The 20552-nt window shown below is 43.8% G+C and carries 5 protein-coding genes; all 5 read right to left on the reverse strand.

Annotated features, from left to right (window positions below; genetic code table 11):
• On the reverse strand, positions 1-1045 hold a 1045-nt coding region (locus LH29_RS23360), incomplete at its 3' end, for a hypothetical protein (RefSeq protein ID WP_157493817.1).
• Between the two features lie 495 nt (positions 1046-1540).
• The gene (locus tag LH29_RS23365) at positions 1541-2251 is read right to left on the reverse strand and encodes a hypothetical protein (RefSeq protein ID WP_157493818.1); all 711 of its coding nucleotides are present in this window, start codon (positions 2249-2251) and stop codon (positions 1541-1543) included.
• Positions 2252-3984: 1733 nt separating this feature from the next.
• Positions 3985-5256, reverse strand: a complete 1272-nt coding sequence (locus LH29_RS23375) for a hypothetical protein (RefSeq protein ID WP_045033873.1) — start codon at positions 5254-5256, stop codon at positions 3985-3987.
• Between the two features lie 762 nt (positions 5257-6018).
• Positions 6019-7038 (reverse strand): hypothetical protein, encoded by a 1020-nt coding sequence (locus tag LH29_RS23380; RefSeq protein WP_045033875.1) that lies wholly within the window; start codon positions 7036-7038, stop codon positions 6019-6021.
• A gap of 3 nt (positions 7039-7041) precedes the next feature.
• A partial coding sequence (locus LH29_RS24890) for a PKD-like domain-containing protein (RefSeq protein ID WP_045033877.1) occupies positions 7042-20552 on the reverse strand: 13511 nt, incomplete at its 5' end.

The raw sequence follows: 20552 nt of genomic DNA on the forward strand, positions 1-20552 counted from the left end.
AACCGCCTGCACTGGTCAGGCTATCCATATAGGTTCCGGCTGAAGCGATGTCAATTCCGTTCCAGTTGTATGGCAGAGAGGATTCGCAAACAGTTTCAAATATAGTATCTCGGAATTCCGGTACGGTGAAAAGTTCGAGAACAAGGATAGAATCACAACCACTTACACTGGTCATGCTATCAGTATAGGTTCCGGCTGAAGCGATGTCCATTCCGTTCCATTTGTATGGCAGAGATGATTCGCAAACAGTTTCAAATACGGTATCGCGGAATTCTGGTACGGTGAAAAGTTCCAAAACAAGGATAGAATCACAACCGCCCGCACTGGTCAGACTATCGCTATAGGTTCCGGCGGCAAAGATTTCCACTCCGTTCCAATTGTAGGGCAGTGAAGATTCACAAACCGTCAGCTGCTCTCTAATCTCTATTTGTGGAAGCAATTTAATGGTTACCGAATCCACTGCCGGAATACAAGTGCCGTTGTCGGCTAAACCTTCGGCAGTAATGAAAAGGGTAACTTCACCATTAAGAATATCGTTGGGGCCAAAAGTGTAGGTGGGATGCAGACTGTATTCATTGCTAAATGTTCCGTCGCCGGTTCTGCCCCAATAAATCTGGCTGTGGTTCCAGGCGGTATCGCCAAACAAGGTATAATCGTCGAAGCTACAAAGCACAACATCGTCGCCGGCACGTGCTTCGGGAAGCGGGAATACCCGAACCATACCCTGTTGTACAGTATCACAACCGTGTTCGCTGGTTACATACACCCGAATATCATAATCGCCATCAGTATCCCACAATATGGTGCTTTCACTTCCGTAAATGGTATCGGTTCCCAGATCCACCTCAAAAGGAACGGATGCTACCGGGAAGGTATCATTAAGCTGGTGGTCGATAATTTCCCAGTGGTAGGTATATCCTTCTTCACCATCGCGTCCATAGGTGCGTTCGGTGCCCACACATACCGAATCGATGACATAGCTCTCCTGGGCGAGCAGATTGGTCGCTATCATCAGGAAGAATACTATGTACATCAGTCTTTTCATATTTTTTAGCTACGAGCTGCGTGTTGCTAGCTTCGAGTTTTTTCTTTTCTTCTTTGTGGTCCTCCGTGTCTTCCTTGTGAATACTTTGTGGTATAAAATTCAAACACAAAGACTCAAAGACACTAAGTTTTTTCTCTCGCAAAGGCGCTAAGTCGCTAAGGCTTTGCCTATCGCGATTGCTTGTTATTCATTCCTTGTCCTTATTTCATTAATAATCTTCATTCTTTTATCAACTTTCTATCTCTCTTGCTCCAAACTGCTTTCGATCGCTGATCATTTTCTCATCGTGGAGTGCGGTTGACGTCTACTTCTTATCCCAGGGCGTTGCCCCGGGCTATTTGCCAGCGCCCCATTGGGGCTTTTTATCAATCATTCTGCAATCTCAAATCGTTAATCTTCATTCTGCAATCTTCTCCTCCTCATTCACTCCATTACTCATTTACCAATTAATCCTTTATTATTCATCCTTCATCGTTAAAAATAATCCTTTCCACGCTAATTCTCCTCTTTTATATAAATTGGTTGTTGCGCCGGTTTCGGGAAAATAACGATACCCGTGCTTGGCCGTTCTGATTCCGGATATTCATAGGCTTTACAACCATCATTAACACTAATTACCCAGAAAGTTGTTTCTCCCTCCGGTAATGGTTCGAGAACCGGAATAGTGATCTCCGGACCAACTGCATCGCCATTTAAATTAAATACACTGGGTGTTACAGCATCGCCAATGGTGTAGGTAACGGTATATGGCCCTCTTCCGGTAAAACGAATGTACACATTGGTTGGATCGCCAATACAAACCGAGTCGGCGTAAACTTCCATATCGAGGTCGGATTCCAGTACTTCCATTAGATACATTTCTATATTATCGGTACACGACACCTCGTCCCAAACATGAATACGAACGTAATATTCGCCCGGAGCTAAACCGGTTACCTTAACCGTTCTGCCTGCATATTGCCCATCAACAAAATACAATGCAGGATCGAGCGTTGTAGCCGGATCGAGCACATCGGTTGGATTGGGCGACGCATTATATATTCCCCACACAAAATGTGTTTCAGGAATATTGGGCCGACTGCTTACACTAAACGTCATCGTATCGCATTCCTGAATAGCAATCTGTGCTGCAGCATTTGCCACAGCCAGCACCGCCAGCAGAATTGCCAGAATAAAATGGATAATATGTTGTTTCAATCGGTACATAAGTATTAGCTGCGAGTTTCGAGCCTTTTCTGTCATTCCGAACGCAGAGAGGAATCTCCTGCATCAGAGCGATCTTGTTACAGATCTCTCAGTCGTTCCTCCTTCGAGATGACAGCTTTTATTTCTTCTTTTGTTTGTCTTTCTTTTTTACACATTCTCTTTTACAATTCTTTTCTCTTATCCGGACAGCCGGTTTTTAAGCTGCAAATATTTAGCTATTCTTTTGTTTAACCTCTAACGGCACTATTAATTTGATAAACTTTTAAACTATATGTTTTACACTTTGCCTATTGCTAATTCAATATTCCCGGCGCTAACGCAACGGGCTATAACGTTTCGCCCCTTTGGGGCTATTTTGCCTATTGCCTATTCATTCCAACATCTTCATTCATCATTCCTCTTTCTCGCACAGGCGCTGAGACGCTAAGGTTTTTTGCCTTTTTACTTTTGCCTTTTGCCTTCAACATTGACCTTTTCCTCCTGCAAGTTCCGACTTCTTCGGTATGCAGTGCATACGGAATGCCTTTGTTGGATAGAGTGCATAAATCGCCCTGTTGTGCCTTGTGTGCAGTGCTCTTTCTGTGGTATTTTTATTTTTTACCGCAGAGAGCACTGAGTACACACAGAGGCTCACAGAGGATTGATTAAGCGTGACAAGCCCGTTGGCCATAGCAAGGCTATTTGCCGGTGCACGGCCACGTGGCCCGTCGCGCATATTTAGCAATGGACTGCCGTTAAAGAAGCTACAAGCTTCGAGCTTCGAGCTTCGAGTAACCCCCTTTGTCCTTCGGACATTTCCCCCTCCCGACAAAAGTACGGGACAAGCTAAGTGGGGAAAGACGTTCTGAACGATGGATTCTACTCGCCACTCAGGTCTCGTGATCCCGATGCTGTCGACCGGGATTTCTCTTCGCTCAACTCGCGACTCTACGGGCGGCGCATTGCCTTTCCAGATGTTGTGTATATTATACTTCACATTTCATCATGTTTTTAAATTTTTAATAGTTACAAGTTTCAAGTTGCAGGTTACAAGTCGTACGACTTTGTTAACTGTTTCCTGAGACTGTTAACTTTTCTTTGCGACGTTGCGGCTTTGCGTGAAAAAAACTCTCGCCAAGACGCTAAGACGCTAAGTCGTTATTAGTCACTTGTCTTTGGTCACCGGTTCGTGCTGAACTGGATCACTGCAAACTGCGACTGCTAACTTTCTATCGTATACCCTTTCGGGCTTCTCTCCATAGTGCTCCGTCATTCGACGGCTGGTTCATTTAATCGTTAATCAATAATCTTTAATCCTTTCCATAACCTTTTTAGTCACTGGTCATTCGACATTGGTCACTGGTCATTTGTCATTTGTCATTGCTTAGAAAGTTCTTCCTAATGACTATTGACTAATGACTTCCTTCTCCTCCTGCGCACCCCAAACCCCTAAAGGGGCTATCCTTCACACATACCTGCGCCATCTTGCATTTTTCCTAATGACTATTGCCTACTTCTAACCTGCTAATTGAGACTGCGACTGTAAACTGCTCACTTTCTTCTTCAAATCAATCCTTCAGTCCTTCCAACTTCAGTAATTCTCCAAATCAGTCCTTCAATCCTTGTCTCTCATCGCCCAGGGCGAAGAGCAAAAGGCACGAAACCATAGCTCCATGCGCTTTGCTCGTTGCGCTCTGCGCTATCTTGTCCGTCAACCGACGGATTAGGTTATGAAAAAGCAAAATTCATAATCGTTAGTTGACTTCGTCACCGGTTTTGGTTTCGTGTTGTGGATCACCCGCTTCAACCTCAGGTCTCGGAGTAATAATGTAATTCACCCAGTCATTCAAGAAACCATCTGTTTCACAAGAAGTACCTTGAAAACCAGAAAGAGTGCTATCAGTATTATTCAGGTCTCCAAATGTCGGATCATCGTAATAGGAAGTGCCATTTCCTGTATCAACAATGCTTCCATCATATGCAATACCATCAACTGCAAAAGTTAATGTTCCATCTGCATCATCATGCTCAATTAGAGTACCCCAATCCAGTTGTACACGAACGACTATATTTTCACCTCCAGGTTGTGGAATTCCACCACTTCCGGCTGTACCAGCTCCTGCAACAACAGGAACAGGACTATTCCAGATACCTCCAGCTAAATCGCCACCTGTCATTTCATGCCAGTAAGTAGGATTTGTAGAAGTTGCGGAATCCAAATAAGCCCAGCTCACCGAATAATTAGGTGGCACGGTACCTCCTGCATAGGTCAACTGAAATTGTGGCATCCATGAATCTAGATAATTGGCACCGTTTACCTCAAAGAATATCCAGTTTTCACCATAATCCACAGTTAAAGTTCCCCCAGGCGTAGTACTCCCGTATCCTGAATAAACGGCAGACTCAATTGGTGAGACACACTCTTCAGCTATACTTGATTGAGCCGGAGCAATACTGTCACCTGCATCGTTTAATGCAACAACATCAATTGTAAATGCAGGTTGAGGTATAATTCTCATTACAGAAATGTTATCAGTACATCCGGCCGAATCTTGAACATATGCCACCAGCAATACCACATCTGTTACCCCATCGAAATATTTCCATGCTATTTCAATCTGATGATCATTATTGTTTAACTGATCATAAGTATTATGATTATCACCAAGATAGTAAATGTAATCTCCTGTACCATTAGATGGTTCAACGTAAGCATCACCTTCAGGAATAATTAGATTCGTTTGCCCGATCAAGCTATCAGTACCAGCTTCTAAATCTTTATAATTTACAACAAACCATCTAACAGAATCATTTGTACTGGTAGTTTCTACGGTATAAGTGTAAACAACATCCTGATTCGGATGCAAGGCATTGGCAGTATCACATGCGGGATCCAAAGGAACAGCAATTATACTATCAATATCTACAACAGGAACTGGAACAGTGGTATAAGTCTGCCCAAATGCATTAGTCCCGGCAAAAATAGCCGCGACAAAAAACGTTAGAATTAAAATTTGCTTTTTCATAATTTAAAATTTTAATGTTTGTTGTTCATTGGTTTATATCGGGATAGTGCTGATTTTTAACACCCTGTCCTGCGGACATCCTCCGTCAGCTGACGGAGAACCTGCAACAATGTTGCTTTTCCGATAAACAAGTTGTTTCTAATCTGCCACTTGTCCTTTCAATAAACTTCAGAACGTTTTTTTGTTGTTTGTTGATTGACATTTTGGTTAATTGTTGAGTGTCAATCAGTTTTTACTTAATAATTTTCAAATTATACCCTTTTCTTTTTGGGAAAAGGTTTTTTACAATTCACCCCCTGTCCTTCGGACATCCCCCTGAATGGGGAACTTTCAGCTTGAAACATTAGTGTACAAGCTTTGGCCGTTGGATAGAAGATGTTTTCAGTACTTCAATTTTTTCTTCTGCTTTTCAGAAGAAGTTTGGTCTAATCATTCAAATTCACCCCCTGTCCTTCGGACATCCCCCTAAAGGGGGAATTAGCTTTGTTGCAGCTTTTGCAACGTTGAGCTGGCCTTTGGCCAGAGGTTTTGGATCGCTAAATCAAGGGGGCATGCCACGTTTGGCAATTCCCCTGATTTCCTATTACAGATGGCCGGGCCTTAGAGAAAGTGGTGATTATTTAATGTATCGCCTAAATACTTGTTGTTGTTGTAGAGAATAACCACCACGGTTCTCTTTAGCCTCAGGCAACCGGAAACCAGTCGCCTATACAGAACCATACTTTCTGCCTAATCTGTTCAGCAGAAAGATTTAATCTTTAGTCATGTTTCATAGGCACTCGTTTTATTGGTGTTAGCAAATGTCCCATTACCCCCTTCCCCTTCGGGACTTCCCCCAACGGGGGAAGAAATGTAAAGGGTGCTAGAAATCAGGAAGAATGGGAATAATTTATTATCTCCTGTGCCCATGGATTTCCAAACAGAAAGATGGGCGTTTTTTGTCATACCCGCTACCCTCTTTGAGGACGGGTTATTATATTTTATTGTTAATAATTCAGTTACAAGTTGCAAGTTGCAAGTTGCAAGTTTGTCTGTCATTCCGAGTGAGGAACGATTGAGGAATCTGTTACTCTGCTGCTCTACTGCTACAGATCTCTCCTCGTTTCCTCGTCGAGATGACAGGAAGTTGGCAACCACCGGCTCAAGTTTCTCCTCCTTTTTGAGGAGGAGGGGACCGCGTTTACAGCGGTGAGGTGGTGCACTAATAGTATTCAAACACCACCTCCCATCCGCCAGCTGGCGGACGTACTCCTCCTGTGAGGAGGAGAAATGTTCGTATTCCATTTCTTGTTTCATCCACATATCATCATTTTCCAAGACCCGCATATCTACTGCTCCCCAGGTAAAGTTGACCCGTCCCCGAGCGGTTTGAGTCGTCCCCGGGCCGAATGAGGTGCTCACCGACCAGGCTGAGGCGTCCCCGGACCATCTTTCGTGCTCACCGACCAGGTTGAGCCGTCCCCGGGTGGTTTTTTGCTCCCACCGGGAAGTTTGAGCCGTCAATTGGCAATTTAAATGCGTCAATCGGCAGTTTAAGCCGACAATTGGCAATTTAAAAGCGTCAATCGGCAAATTATTGGCGCCCCCCGGCAATCTATGCCGTCCATCGGCAATTTTTTCGATTCCCGTGGCAAGGTTACCCCGGCCATCGGCAAACTTATCTGTCATTCCGAACGAAGAGAGGAATCTGTTTCTGTTTCGCTCTGCTATTGCAGATCTCTCCTCGTGTCCTCGTTGAGCTGACAATTGATGCATGGTTTCTATGTTATTATCGTATCTCATTTTTTAATAGTCCGTTTTAATTACTTGTGGCCGTGGGGTTATGGTAATCTCACGCATAATCTCATCCGAAACGTTTCCATGACAGTCTTCTGCCCAATAGAAAATGTGATGTATTTCTTCCTGGAAGGTTACTCCATCGCCATACAATAAAATATCTAATGGAATATCTGTAACATCATCCTTGTATGCTGACGGTTGACCTGTTCCATAAATCGTCGGATGAGGATTATCAACACCTGTATGAGGATCGGGTGTTGGATCGAACTCAATACGCCAATACACAGTAATATCGGTTGAGTCACAGCAATTGTCTTCCAAGGATGTCAAATCAAGAATAGTATCTTCCGCATATATGGTTCTGTAATCAACAGGAGCTTTATTCACCAGCGGATCAATTACTTCGAAAGTTGGAGTAGCATTGTCAGGATCGTAAACCGCCCAATGCAGCGGATCAACACAGTTTTCGTATGGATCGGCAGTAAGGGTTGGAGGAATTGTATCAATCACTTCTACCCAATGCGAACAAGTATCGTAACCGGATACATTCTCTGCTCGCCAGTATATCCAGGTAACTCCCAATGGAAAATCAAGCTCTCCCATTGGATCTGCATAACCCGGATCAGGGCTCGTGTAACTTCCTGTTGAATCAGGTCTGCCATCAGCCCACTCTATCGTAAAACTCCATGTAATTGGCGGCACACCTTCAATTAATTCGGGTACTCCCGGATCGTAAGTCGCATCACAATCGTTTTCCACAGGATCAAGATAGATGGTTGTATCCGGTGGACAGTCAATTTCCGGCGCACCAAGAACCGTAATGGTAAAGGTGTCGACCAATATATTACCATGTCCATCTTCAAAGGTATATTCAATATATGTAACTCCGAGGTTAAAGGTATCAGGAGAGTGTACCACATAAACATTGGGTGCCAGCGTATCGCCAATTGTAGAACTGGTAGCGCCCCACATTTCCCAGGTTAATGTAGAATCACAGTTGTCGTAGAAATAAGGAAGTTCAACATCAATATCAGAAGCATAAGGCTGGTCGAAATCGGCCTGAATAACAGTATCATTTGGAACGATAAGCTCCGGTGGTAAATCGTTAACTGTAACAGAAACAATACAGCTACTATCGATACTACCCGATACATCTTTGATAAACCATTTAAATGTAGTTGTTCCTATTGGGTAAGTTCCGCTTGCATCAGAAGGACTGGTTCTAAACTCAGAATTATTCCAAATCGAATCCAGCTCATTACAAGGATCATCCCACACTATTGTATCTAACGGAATATATCTTCCGCACGAGTCAGGATTTACAGTTTCTATTATTGAAGCAGGAGGACAGGTTCTGGTAAATGAACCAAAATCCTGATGTTTTGGCCAGATGATAAATGAACAGGTATCGGTATTGCCTCCCTGATCCAACAATACATAAGTAATACGAGTCTGTCCCGTACTAAACGGATAATCAGAAGGTACATAACCCGTTCCTGATGCTGGTGCAGTTGCACTTGTAACCGGTGTGATGTACCAAAGTGTATCAACCTCGCAATACTCATTCCACATCGGAACTTCAAGTAGGAAATTGGTAACCTCACAGTCTGCCTGGTTTATAATTCCCTCAATAGTACCGGGGCAATCAGTAAACACCGGTGGATCGACATCGGCCACAACTACTTTTACCGTACAGCTGTCGAGACTACCCGACACATCTCTAATGTACCACTTAAATTCATATTCTCCGATCGGATATGTTCCACTGGCATCCGATGGACTATCGGCATAAATTGAATTATTCCAGATCGAATCCAGTTCATTACACGGATCATCCCATACAACCGTATCAAGCTCAACATACATATCACACGATACCGGGTCGGCATCTACCCCAACACTATCCGTAGGACAAGTCCGGGTAAACGATCCAAAATCTTCGTGTTTTGGCCAGATAATAAACGAACAGGTATCGGTATTGCCTCCCTGATCGAGCAATACGTAAGTAATACGGGTTTGTCCTGTACTAAACGGATAATCAGCAGGTACGTAACCTGTTCCTGAAGCTGGAGCAGTTGCACTTGTTACCGGTGTGATGTACCAAAGTGTATCAACCTCGCAATACTCATCCCAAGCCGGAACTTTCAGTGGGAAATTGGTAACCTCACAGTCTGCCTGGTTTATAATTCCCTCAATAGTACCGGGGCAATCAGTAAACACCGGTGGATCGACATCGGCTACAACTACTTTTACCTCACAGCTATCAAGCGTACCATTTAAGAATTTGATGTACCATTTGAATTCTGTAGTTCCAATCGGGTAAGTTCCGCTTGCATCAGATGGGGTTGCATCTGCTACAGGTGAAGTGTTCCAGATCGAATCCAGTTCATAACATGGGTCAGTCCATTCTACGGTATCAAGCTCTACATAGGCATCACAGCTTTCAGCGTTTGCAGCTTCCCAAACACTGTCGATAGGGCATTCTTTTGTAAATGAACCAAATTCAACAAACTTGGGCCAGAATATAAATGAACAGGTATCGGTATTACCAGCCCAATCGATCAATACATAGGTAATTAAACTCTGTCCGGAATAAAATACATAGTCAGAAGGTATGGTATCAGTTCCCGAACCGGCCTGGGTGTTTCCTGTTAACGGTGTTACTGTCCACAACAAGTCAGCTCCGCATTCCTCTGTCCATTCGGGAACCGGTAGTTCAATATCGCTTACGGTACAGTTTAAAGGATCAATAACTGATTCTACATCATCCGGGCAATAGGTAAATTCAGGAGGTACAGTATCAATAATTGAAAAGATTGCCGTGGTAGAATCTGAATTTAAACAATCGTCGGTCACTGTAAATTTTACTGTTCTTTGAACATTACCCGGACTGACTGTAACCCAGACAGTAGAAGCGGTATCAACAGTCCAAACCAAGCTGTCGGAACACAGATCAGATGCTCTGGCTCCACCACGATTGGCCAGCCATGCCAGGTAAGCAGGTTCCAAATCAGGATCGGTAGTTGAACACTGAATAGACGAATCCTGTGCTTCAGGATAGATCTCCGGACTGTTAACATCAAGTATTGTAATGGTTTGAATTTTTGTAGTTTCGCTGCCACAATCGTCTGCCACTGTCCAGTAACGATAGATGGTATCCACACAAGGTCCATATCTTAAGGTATCGGCGTAAGTAGCTACCATTCCAACGGCACAGTTATCATCCGCATCTGTTACAGAGCCGGTTTCACCCGGAGAAGCATCATAATTACAACTGGCATCTTTATAAATGATAACATCGCCCGGAACAGTAAATGTAGGAGGATAACCATTATCGGCGATAGCAATAGTTTGAATTTGGGTTGCCGGATTCCCGCAATCGTCCATCACTGTCCAGTAACGGAAAATGGTATCGGCGCAAGTTCCGGTAATTGTATCATCGACATACGTAACAACCTGCCCACCAAGGAGGCTACAATTATCTTCAATATTAGTTACATTGCCGGTAATTGAAGGATCAGCACTGTATTCGCAGTTTTCATCTTTTGTGAGCGTGGTATCATTTGGCACTGTAAAAGTAGGTGATGTTAAATCAATTTTACGATTAAATACCGGAGATACGCTACATTCATTGATCGTACCAATCGGAACGGTATCGCACAATTCAGCTGTGATATACCGGATTTGTATCGGATAACCATCACAGTTATCTGCTGTTGGAGGAGTAGGATCATAAGTCCAATCATCATCGCCACCGTAAAAATTATACTGAATATCAAATCCTGCAACTGTTTGCGGAGGCGTAATATTTATAGGGCCACAACCAGAATCTACATCAGGGAGCGGCGCATCCGGGAAAACCATAAACGTTGCAGTTCCAAAGCAATCCCCGGAAATTGTAGTAAAAGTTGCTACAAAACAACCTGCTGAATCTGCAGTAAATAAACCGTTATCATCAATATCACCACCTCCGCTTACTTCCCAATAACCAGTGTATTCAGTTGACTGTTCGAATGTAACAGTATCACCCACACAGGTATTGGAAGTAAATACCTCGGGATTATCATAAACAGCAATAAGTGTATCGGTTGCAGTACCCGGACAGCCATTAATGTATACGGTTAAAGTATAAGTTGTAGTTGTTGGAGGAACAACCGTTATCAACTCGCCCGAGCCACCGGGTATTTCTGCCACCGGTCCCCATTCGTATTCTATATCGGGTTGAGGAGTAGGAATGGTTATATTATCCAGCGCCCAAACACTACATGTGTTGGGACTATCAAATTCAAAGCGGATACGCAAACTGTCCATCCCTATGTAAGATGCCAAATCAATCGCCATAGGATTAACAACATTAGGCATTCCGCTCATTAAAGTATCCGAGTATTCGGCTAAAACAACATTATACGAGGCTCCACCATCTGTTGAAAGCCAAACTGTACCTGTAGCTCCGCCCGAAAATATATAGGCCTGATCGAAAGTAAGTTCGGCCGACGACATGGCTATCAGGTTAAACATCGGTGTTTCCATCCAGGAATATGCATGTGAATCTCCACCTCCACTAACAATAGCAAACTTCTTATCCTCCGAATCAAATGTATATGTATCGTAACAGAAATCTTTTGGTCCATTGGTTAATGCCCAGTGGTATACATTTGTGTTATTGTTACCAGCCGGTATATTATTATCTATAGTTCCGTCCTCTTTAAGCACATTCCACCCCAGGTTATGCATGTTCGCACGGTTAAAACTACCACCTAAAAGAAGTCCAACAGTATCAGGCAAAATACTAGCCGTTGCCCAAAGTGTTATTTCCTCACCGGTACATACATTACCTCCTGACGCATTAATAACCGGTACAAATGACGGAACCACGGTTATACTTGCAACGCTTGAATATGCCTCTCCACAGGTTGCATTTCCAACAACAGCCCTGAACTGCGTGAACTGTCCCAGATTCTCATAATCATAGCTGTTAATACCTGAGGTGTTTGGAATCGTATCCCAGCTATAACCGGCATCCACCGACGATTCCCAGCGTAATATGTTTCCGGTATAGTTTTGTAATGTCACCGTTCCGTTATTTATTTCGGTACACACTTTATCTGCCGAAGGTGATAATGACCCTCCATCCGGTAATGCTTCCACTGTTATTACGGCAGTCTCGGAAACATTCAGGCAGTCACCTGTTGTTGATACCGTAAAACTAAAGGTACCTGCCTCGGTTGGCGTACCTGAAATGGTATAAACGGTGTCGTTGGTTGGAGTCAGATTCACACCATTGGGCAATGAACCTGATGTTATAACCGCACTGATGGCAGATCCTCCTATAGTATAACTGATTGGGCTGATGGCAGAACCGATACATAAAATCTGACTGGCAGAATCACTTGTCATTTCAATGCTTGCATCCGGTTTTATTTTGATCGCTCCTGACAACTCAGGATTGCCGCAGAAAGAACCAACGGTTTTAACCGTAAACGGATAAGTTCCTGCTGTAGTTGGTGTCCCACTAATAGTAAATTGTCCGTTTGCTGAATTATAAGATGTATTAATTCCGTCTGGTATCGAATCCCAGGTAATTGTTGCCGAGTCGGCATTACCGCCTATTAAATAAGTAATGGTGGGTAACGGGTTATTAACACAAAGGCTATCTCTGGCATCACCTCCGGCCAGGCTGATGGTAGCTGCATCCTCAACAATAATTTGTCCTTTTAATGAAGGATTAACACAAGGACTTCCGGTTGTTGTAACGGTAAAATCGAAAGTTCCTGTTTCGATTGGGATACCACTTATGGTAAACACTCCTCCGCTGGTTACCGTGTCAACCCCGTTTGGCAGAAAACCCGTTAACACAATACCGTTTGCTGACCCATCGAAGATATAGGCGATATCCACAATCGAGGAATCCATACATACTGTTTGGCTATCGGTTTCCGCTACTGACAGATCAATTGTTCCCTCAATGTTAATTATTAGCGATGCTATATCTGATTTCACGGAAGAACAGTAGGAGCCGGATTGTGCTGTTACAACCACATAGTAATCACCGGCATTTGTTGTTGTAATTCCTGATATCGCAAAGCTTGAAGCTGTACTAACCGCACTATCAGGAGTGCTTACTTTGTACCACTGGTAATTTAACGGAATACCTCCCGCATCGGCATTTACGCTAAAGGTTACATTCGCTCCTTCGCATAAGGTTTTTGATACCGGCTGTGTGTTAATGGTAATTGCCTGATCAACATTCAGTGTTACGGGGTTAGATTGAACTGAATCGCAAGGTGGTGCTCCTTTTACCCATACATAGTACGATCCGTCATCGCTTAAACTTACCGAATTAAAACGAAGCGTGTCAGAAGTTTCACCCGGAAGCGCCAAACCATCCTTATACCACTGATATGTTAAACCTGTTCCAACAGCTGTAACGGTTAATTCAGCCTTATCGCCTACACATGCTCCGGTATTAACAGGATCTTCAGTAATTACCACTGCTTTGTTGATGAAGATGGTTGTTGTATCGTTAAGTGAACCACATAATGGATCATTGGCCGTAAGGATCAAAGTTACAGTGCCCGCGTTCACCTCGGCGGCAGTTGGTGTATAAACTGCCGTAGTATCATTGCGATTCGGAGAGAAGTTTCCTAATCCGCCAATCCAGCTTGCTGAACTATAATCACCGCTAAGGCTTCCTTCCAATGTTACTGAACTTCCCTGACATATGGTATCGTTTGCCCCGGCATCAACAACAAGCGGTGTTTTTATGGTAACAACAAGACTATCGGAAACGGGGCCACAAGGGCCTGCAGGGTCATCACTGGTTAGGATTAATGTTACCGTTCCGGCAGTAATATCCGCTGCCCCCGGTGTATAATAGGTATTTAGTGCTGATGGATTAACAAACGAACCCGAGCCGGTGTGTGACCATGAACCGGTTAAAGCCCCACCTGAAACAGAAGCTGATACATTTACAATATCATCCGGGCAAACTGTTTGGTCCTCTCCGGCATCAACAATTGCTTCGGGTTGCACAACAATGGTTCGTGTAGCACTAACTGCCGAACATACTCCGGCAAGGTCTGTAGTAAGGGTTAAAGTAACTGTACCCGTAAAACCAGCTTCCGCGAAATAAGTTACTGTATCCGGTCTTTCAGTTGCTGATGTATAGCCTAAACTTCCGACTTCCGGAGTAATCGACCAGGTGCCGGTGGTGGCTCCACCTCCTACACTTGCTCCATCTAAGGTAACAGGTGTTGGAACTGAGGATTGACAAATGGTATCGGGGCCACCCGCATCAACAGTAGGTGCAGGCACAACCGTAATCGTTACGGAACCTGTCACCGGTTCACTACATGAAGGTTCACTGGCCCAATCCACACTTACCAGGCTAAAAGTTGTAGTAGTTGTTAACGGAGCTGTTTCTACAATCGCAGTTCCACTCGCACCAATGGCGATGGTTTGATCTGAAACGCCATCGTTGTAGGTAATAACTGTATTTGGATGTGATTTGAATGTTATACTTGCTGTTGAATCCTCACAGACAGATGGACTACTGTCGGATATATTGGCAAACAACTCGGGTCTTAAGGTTAAAATCAGGTCATCTGACACGGCATCACAAGTACTTCCTTTTGGATCATCGGTTGTAAATGTTAAAGTAACCGTCCCCACAGTTCTGTCTGCTGCACTTGGAGTATAATCTGTGGCAGGTTTATTGGAATTACCAAATACACCTGTGCCGGATGATATCCACGAGCCTTTAGCTGAATTAGCAGCACCCCCCGGATTACCATCTATATTGATGCTGGTTTGTGAAAAACAGATTGTAGTATCCGGGCCGACATCTGCAGTGGCATACTCTCCAACATAAATTCCCAGTAGGGAACTGGCAGCTGTTGTATCGCATGAATTAGCAGCCTGAACTGAAATGTAGTACGTATCTTCCGGTGTATTCGCTCCAATTCTAACCGTTATACTATCTGTTCCTGCCCCTGATTCCAATGTCCATCCTATAGGCAAATTCCAGATATAATTGGTGGCATTAGCAACTTCATCAACTTTATATTGTAAAAGTTGAGCTTCCGAACAAACAGATTGATCACCGGTAGGCGTAGCTACCGTATCGGTAATTGGCAGGTCAACAGGAATGTTAATTTTATTACTTGTAGCGGTATTATCAATAGTACAAGTCTCGCTCGAAGTCAGCACCACGTATACACTATCGCCAACTTCAGGTGAATATGTTAATGTATTATCTGAGGTCAGTGGTCCTTCTGGTGAATCTTTTACATACCATTGGTACATTGGCGTTGAACCTCCATTCACAGGAGTTGCAACTACAGTAACGTCCTCGTTGGAACACACCGCCTCCACTTCAGCAATACTTACACTTACCGGCAGGTTCGGATTTACTATTACATTCACCGGATCGGAAATTGCAGGGCCTGTTACACAGGTATCACTGGAGGTCAATTCCACGGTAACAATATCACCATCCGTTGGAACATAACTAAATGTATCAACATCATTTCCTCGCGGGTTACCATCAACATACCACTGGTAGCTCGGGCTGGAACCACCGTTTGCTATGGGTGTTGCGGTAAATGTAATTGGATTACCATCACACACAGAGTCGGCATCACCAATAATACTTACTTCAACGTCTACCGGTGTATTAACCGCAATTGTATCTCCATCAGAAATTGCCGGATTATTGGTAACACAGGTTTCACTGGATGTTAGCACTACGCTTATAACCTGACCATCTGTAGGTGTATATACAAAGGTACTTTGAGAAGTGGATGATCCTTGTGGGATGCTATCAACATACCACTGATAGCTTGGGCTACTTCCTCCATTAGTAGGTGTGGCAGTATAGGTTACAGGCGATCCGGCACAAACCGTATCTGCACTGGCACTTAAACTCACACTTACCGTATCCTTAGGATAAACAATCATTGTAACTACATTACTGGTATCCGGTGGTCCCGGACAAGTGACGGATGAACCCGGGGTCATTACTACTTTTACCTGATCACCATTACTCAGGCTATCAGTAGGATAAACCCTAATGTTTTCTCCAACCAGGGCAAGGGTATCATTAACAAACCATTCGAAGGTTGGATTAGTTCCAGGGTAGATCTCCAGATCCGTATAAAAAGTTACGATGTCTCCCTCACAGATGCCATTGAGCGACTCGTATATGGTTACTTCCGGAATATTCAGTGGATTCACCGTCATGGTGATCACGTTGCTTTTAATGGTATCCGGGCAAGGAGTATCAAAAGTGGTGACTTCCATCCAAACTTTATCCGTATTGTTTAAAGTGGATAGTCTCAGCGTATCGCTATTCGAGGCCACGGGCGAACCATTTACGTACCATATTAAAGTTGGAGCTGGAGCAGTACCGGCATTGGCCGTATCGCCAACAAAGGTAATTTCTTCTCCGAAACAAACCGCTCCTGTCGGGGTTCTGGAAACACTCACTGTCGTTATTGGTTCCACCAAAATTACAACTGTGTCGGCTAAAGTAACGGAACAAGAAGGAGCTGTCTGGTAAACAACACTTTCGAGACTGTATTCAAGAATACCTTCCTGATTAATATTGGCCGGTACTGCTGTAGAACCAAGCGCATCGATATCAACCGTTAAATCTCCTCCTCCATTAATTTTATACGTTGCGGTAACCGGTAAATCAACATGGTTTATAAAGGTAATATCAGGTGTTTCCACACCGTAACAAATGGTATCATCGCCGCTAATGGTTACATCAGGTTCAGGATTTACATAAACGGTTAAATTGAACGATCCTACACTACACCCTCCTATTGGAGTTACCACGTAAACCACGGTCTTCACGGTGTCGGATAAGTTTGTTAAGGTATCGCTTATTGCGTCTCCACTTCCTCCGGTGGCACCTGTCCCAACAGGATCTGCAACCAACCAATTGTATGTTGTTCCTACGGGAACAAATCCATCAACTCCGTTTTGTGGAGTTATGGAGAAAGGCTGATCGTTACAAACCGTGGTACTCATATCGTTTATATCCGAAGTTGGATTTACGACGATAGTCACTGTAAAAGGTATTCCGTTACAGTCGCCCGATTTTGGAGTAACCGTATAGGTGACCGTTTTTGCCGTAGTAGTCGTGTTAGTCAGTGTATCGCTGATACTGGCTTCATTTGTTCCCGACGATTCACCTTCAATGCCGGTAACAGCTGGTGCCAACCAACTATACGTGGTACCGGCAGGAATAAAGCCGCTGGTTGGAATAGTATCAAAACCTTCACCGCTGCAAATGGTATCTCTTATCGGGTTAATAGCTGGTTTCGGATTAACAGTAACGGTTAATGTAAAAGCATCTCCTACACATCCGCCGGCAGCAGGTGTAACCGTATAGATGGCAGTTTGTACTGTATCGCTATGATTCGTTAATGTCCCACTTATTGAAGAAGCACCGCTGCCCGGAGATCCGCCGGTCATCCCGGCAGGCATGTTCGGGATGGCCCAACTATAGGTTGTTCCGGACGGAACTATACTACCCGTTCCGTTATTGGGCGTAACCGTAAATGTTTCTTCGCTGCATGCAAAAGTATCCAGACCAATGATTGCAGGTGTTGGTTTAACATTAACCTCAACAATAAATGAGTCTCCTTCACAATCACCTGCTGTAGGCCAAACGGTATAGCTTACAAGTTGGTTGGTATTGCTGGTATTCACCAGTGTATCTGAAATAGCAGGTCCACTGCCATCACTGGCTCCATCTACTTCATTCGGCGTAGATAACACTTCCCACTCGTAAGTAGTACCGCTCGGAACAATTCCGTTGGTATTGTTGGCCGGACTTACTGTAAACGGTTCTTCACTGCATACACTGGTACTCATACTATCTATATCCGGTTCCGGTGTAACCGTTACCGTAAGCAGGAATAAATCCCCCCTTGGGCATTCATTTCCATAATAAGGCGTAACAGCATAAATTACTGATTGTGCTGAATTGGAAGAATTGAAAAGTGTTCCTGTTATACTATTTCCGCTTCCCGATGCAGCTCCAGAAATTAACGGATTAGGCGAGTTGATCGACCACTCATAGGTCGTACCGTCAGGAGCAACTCCATATGTACTGTCAGGTGTCACATCAAAGGTTCCACCATCGCAGATAATTAAAGAGGTATCAACAATTTGTGGTGTTGGGTTTACCAGTATTACAGCCGTATCGGCAGCTACTTCACATCCGTTTACAGAGGTAGTAGTAAAGATAAAGCTTACCGTTATCGGTTCATCGGTAAGATTTGTGATGGTTGACGAAGGTACCGCGCCAGTACCTGAAGTATCAACACCAACCACATCATCAAGGTGGTCTCTTACCCAGTAAAAAGTTCCGGCTCCTCCGCCAATGGTAGACGGACTGATAGAACCAATGGGTTCCCCTGAACATCTCATTTGTGAATCAGGTGTTAAAACCAGCTCAGGTATTGGGTAAACAGTTACCCTGGCGGTTGATGTTACACCGGGGCAGCCATCATAAATTGGTGTAATATTTATATTAACTGTTACTGCTGTCGCGGTATTATTGATCAATGCTCCGCGAATTGTATCTCCTGTTCCAGAGGCAGGTATACTCCCGGTAACCGATGGATGGCTCCATTCCCAACTGTAGCTTACATCGGGAGTAGTACTGGTCAGTATAACAGGAACAATACTGTCGCCTGAACAAATAGGCTGAGACTCCGGAGTACGAATGGCAACAGCTGCTGGATTAACCACTACGGTTGCTGTTTCGGGGAATGACTCATCGCAAACGGGTGCATTTTGATAAGCAACCTTAACCGGATCATAAACAAAAGTTCCTGAAGTACTTGTGGGAACGGCAACTTGTACTGAGTCATTGGCCGGAATAGAAAGAAGGGGCTGCCGCGTACTATTTGCTCCTTGTTTTATATCGTAAGTAACGGTAACCGGTAATCCAATTGGGTTTGTAAAAGTGATATAAGGTGATGGATCATTCAAACAAACCGTGTCATTTCCACTTATGTAGGCCCTTAATGTTGGGCGTATGCTTATGGTAAATGTTTTAGCCGGTCCAAAGCACCCGTTAGCTGTAGGCGTAACTGTAATCGTATCAATGATTAAGGTATCCGTGTTATTTATAGCTGTAAAGGCAGGAATATTCCCCGTTCCGATTGTGCCAAAGCCAAGATCAATACTGCTTTCCCAGTTAAAATCAACCTCGCCAACCGGGGTACCGCTAAAGTTTATACCCGAAATATAATCACCGTTACAGTATGTTTTGTTGGAAAGAGTTTCAACGCTTGGTGTTGGATGCACGGTAATGGTTGAAGTAGATCCTATTGGCGTTAAACATTTTGGATCGGACTGATATTCCAGATTTTCAAAATTATAATTGAATACACCTGCTGTTGTACTTGTTCGTTCTATAATTATTGAGGCGTTTGCATCTACAACAATTGAATGATCAACAGTATCGTTAACATTGTAATAAACCAGGACCTTCTCCCCCATAGGATTGGTAATTTTTATCCACGGATTAGGTGAAGTGTATTGACAAACCGCAGTATCTCCGGAGATGATGACTGTTGGGGTTGGGCGGATCGTTAAAACACGTGTCCTAGTGTCACTTGTTACATTACAATCCGCACCTGGCGGTTTCGGAAATGTAACTGTAACTTTGTATTCCCCACTGTCAGCGGGTGTGACTCCCGTAAATTGTAGCGTAGCATCATTCGCACCAGATATAACACCACTATTAACAACATTTTGCCAATTATCGGGTCCAATATATTTTTTCCATTGATAGGATACAGGCGTTTGTCCTGATGTAACTACTGTATAGCTGAAATCATCACCCTCACAAATTTCAACCAGTGTTATTGATGGAAAATTAACTGAGTTAACAATATCTGTAATCTCATTTATATTTAATGTAGCAGTGTCTGATATTAGCGTACCACAGTCATCCGAAATTTCTACGCGGTATTGTGTCCCATTGGGAGAACTACCACTACCAACATTTGCAATTCTCAATTCTCCAATAGCAGGAAAAGATATATTTCCTCCGGGACTAAGGTCAGAAAATACACTTTCCGATGGTAACATTCTTTGCCAGGTATAGGTAAGCGTTCCAACATTGTTTATAGCTGCTGCCGTAAAAGTTACTATATGGCCTTCGCATTCGATTAGAGATATTGGGTGGGTGGTTATTGTTAAGGGCAAGGGCTCGGTGATGGTGATGTCAACTTCTTCAAAACAAATATCACCTGTATTTCCACCTGCTGCTTCTGCGCGTACAGTGTAAGTTCCGGGACCATAAGTCGCTGCTGCATCATAAGCTACTCCGTCTACTGTAATGGTTGCGCCACCTGTAGCACTCGCTGTGATTGTTCCATCGGCTGCTCCGTTACAGGTAACTTCCGTAAAGGATGTGGTTAATACAATATCTGCTGGCTCGGTGATGGTGATGTCAACTTCTTCAAAACAAATATCACCTGTATTTCCAC

This window comes from Draconibacterium sediminis, from assembly GCF_000949475.1.
Taxonomy (GTDB): domain Bacteria; phylum Bacteroidota; class Bacteroidia; order Bacteroidales; family Prolixibacteraceae; genus Draconibacterium; species Draconibacterium sediminis.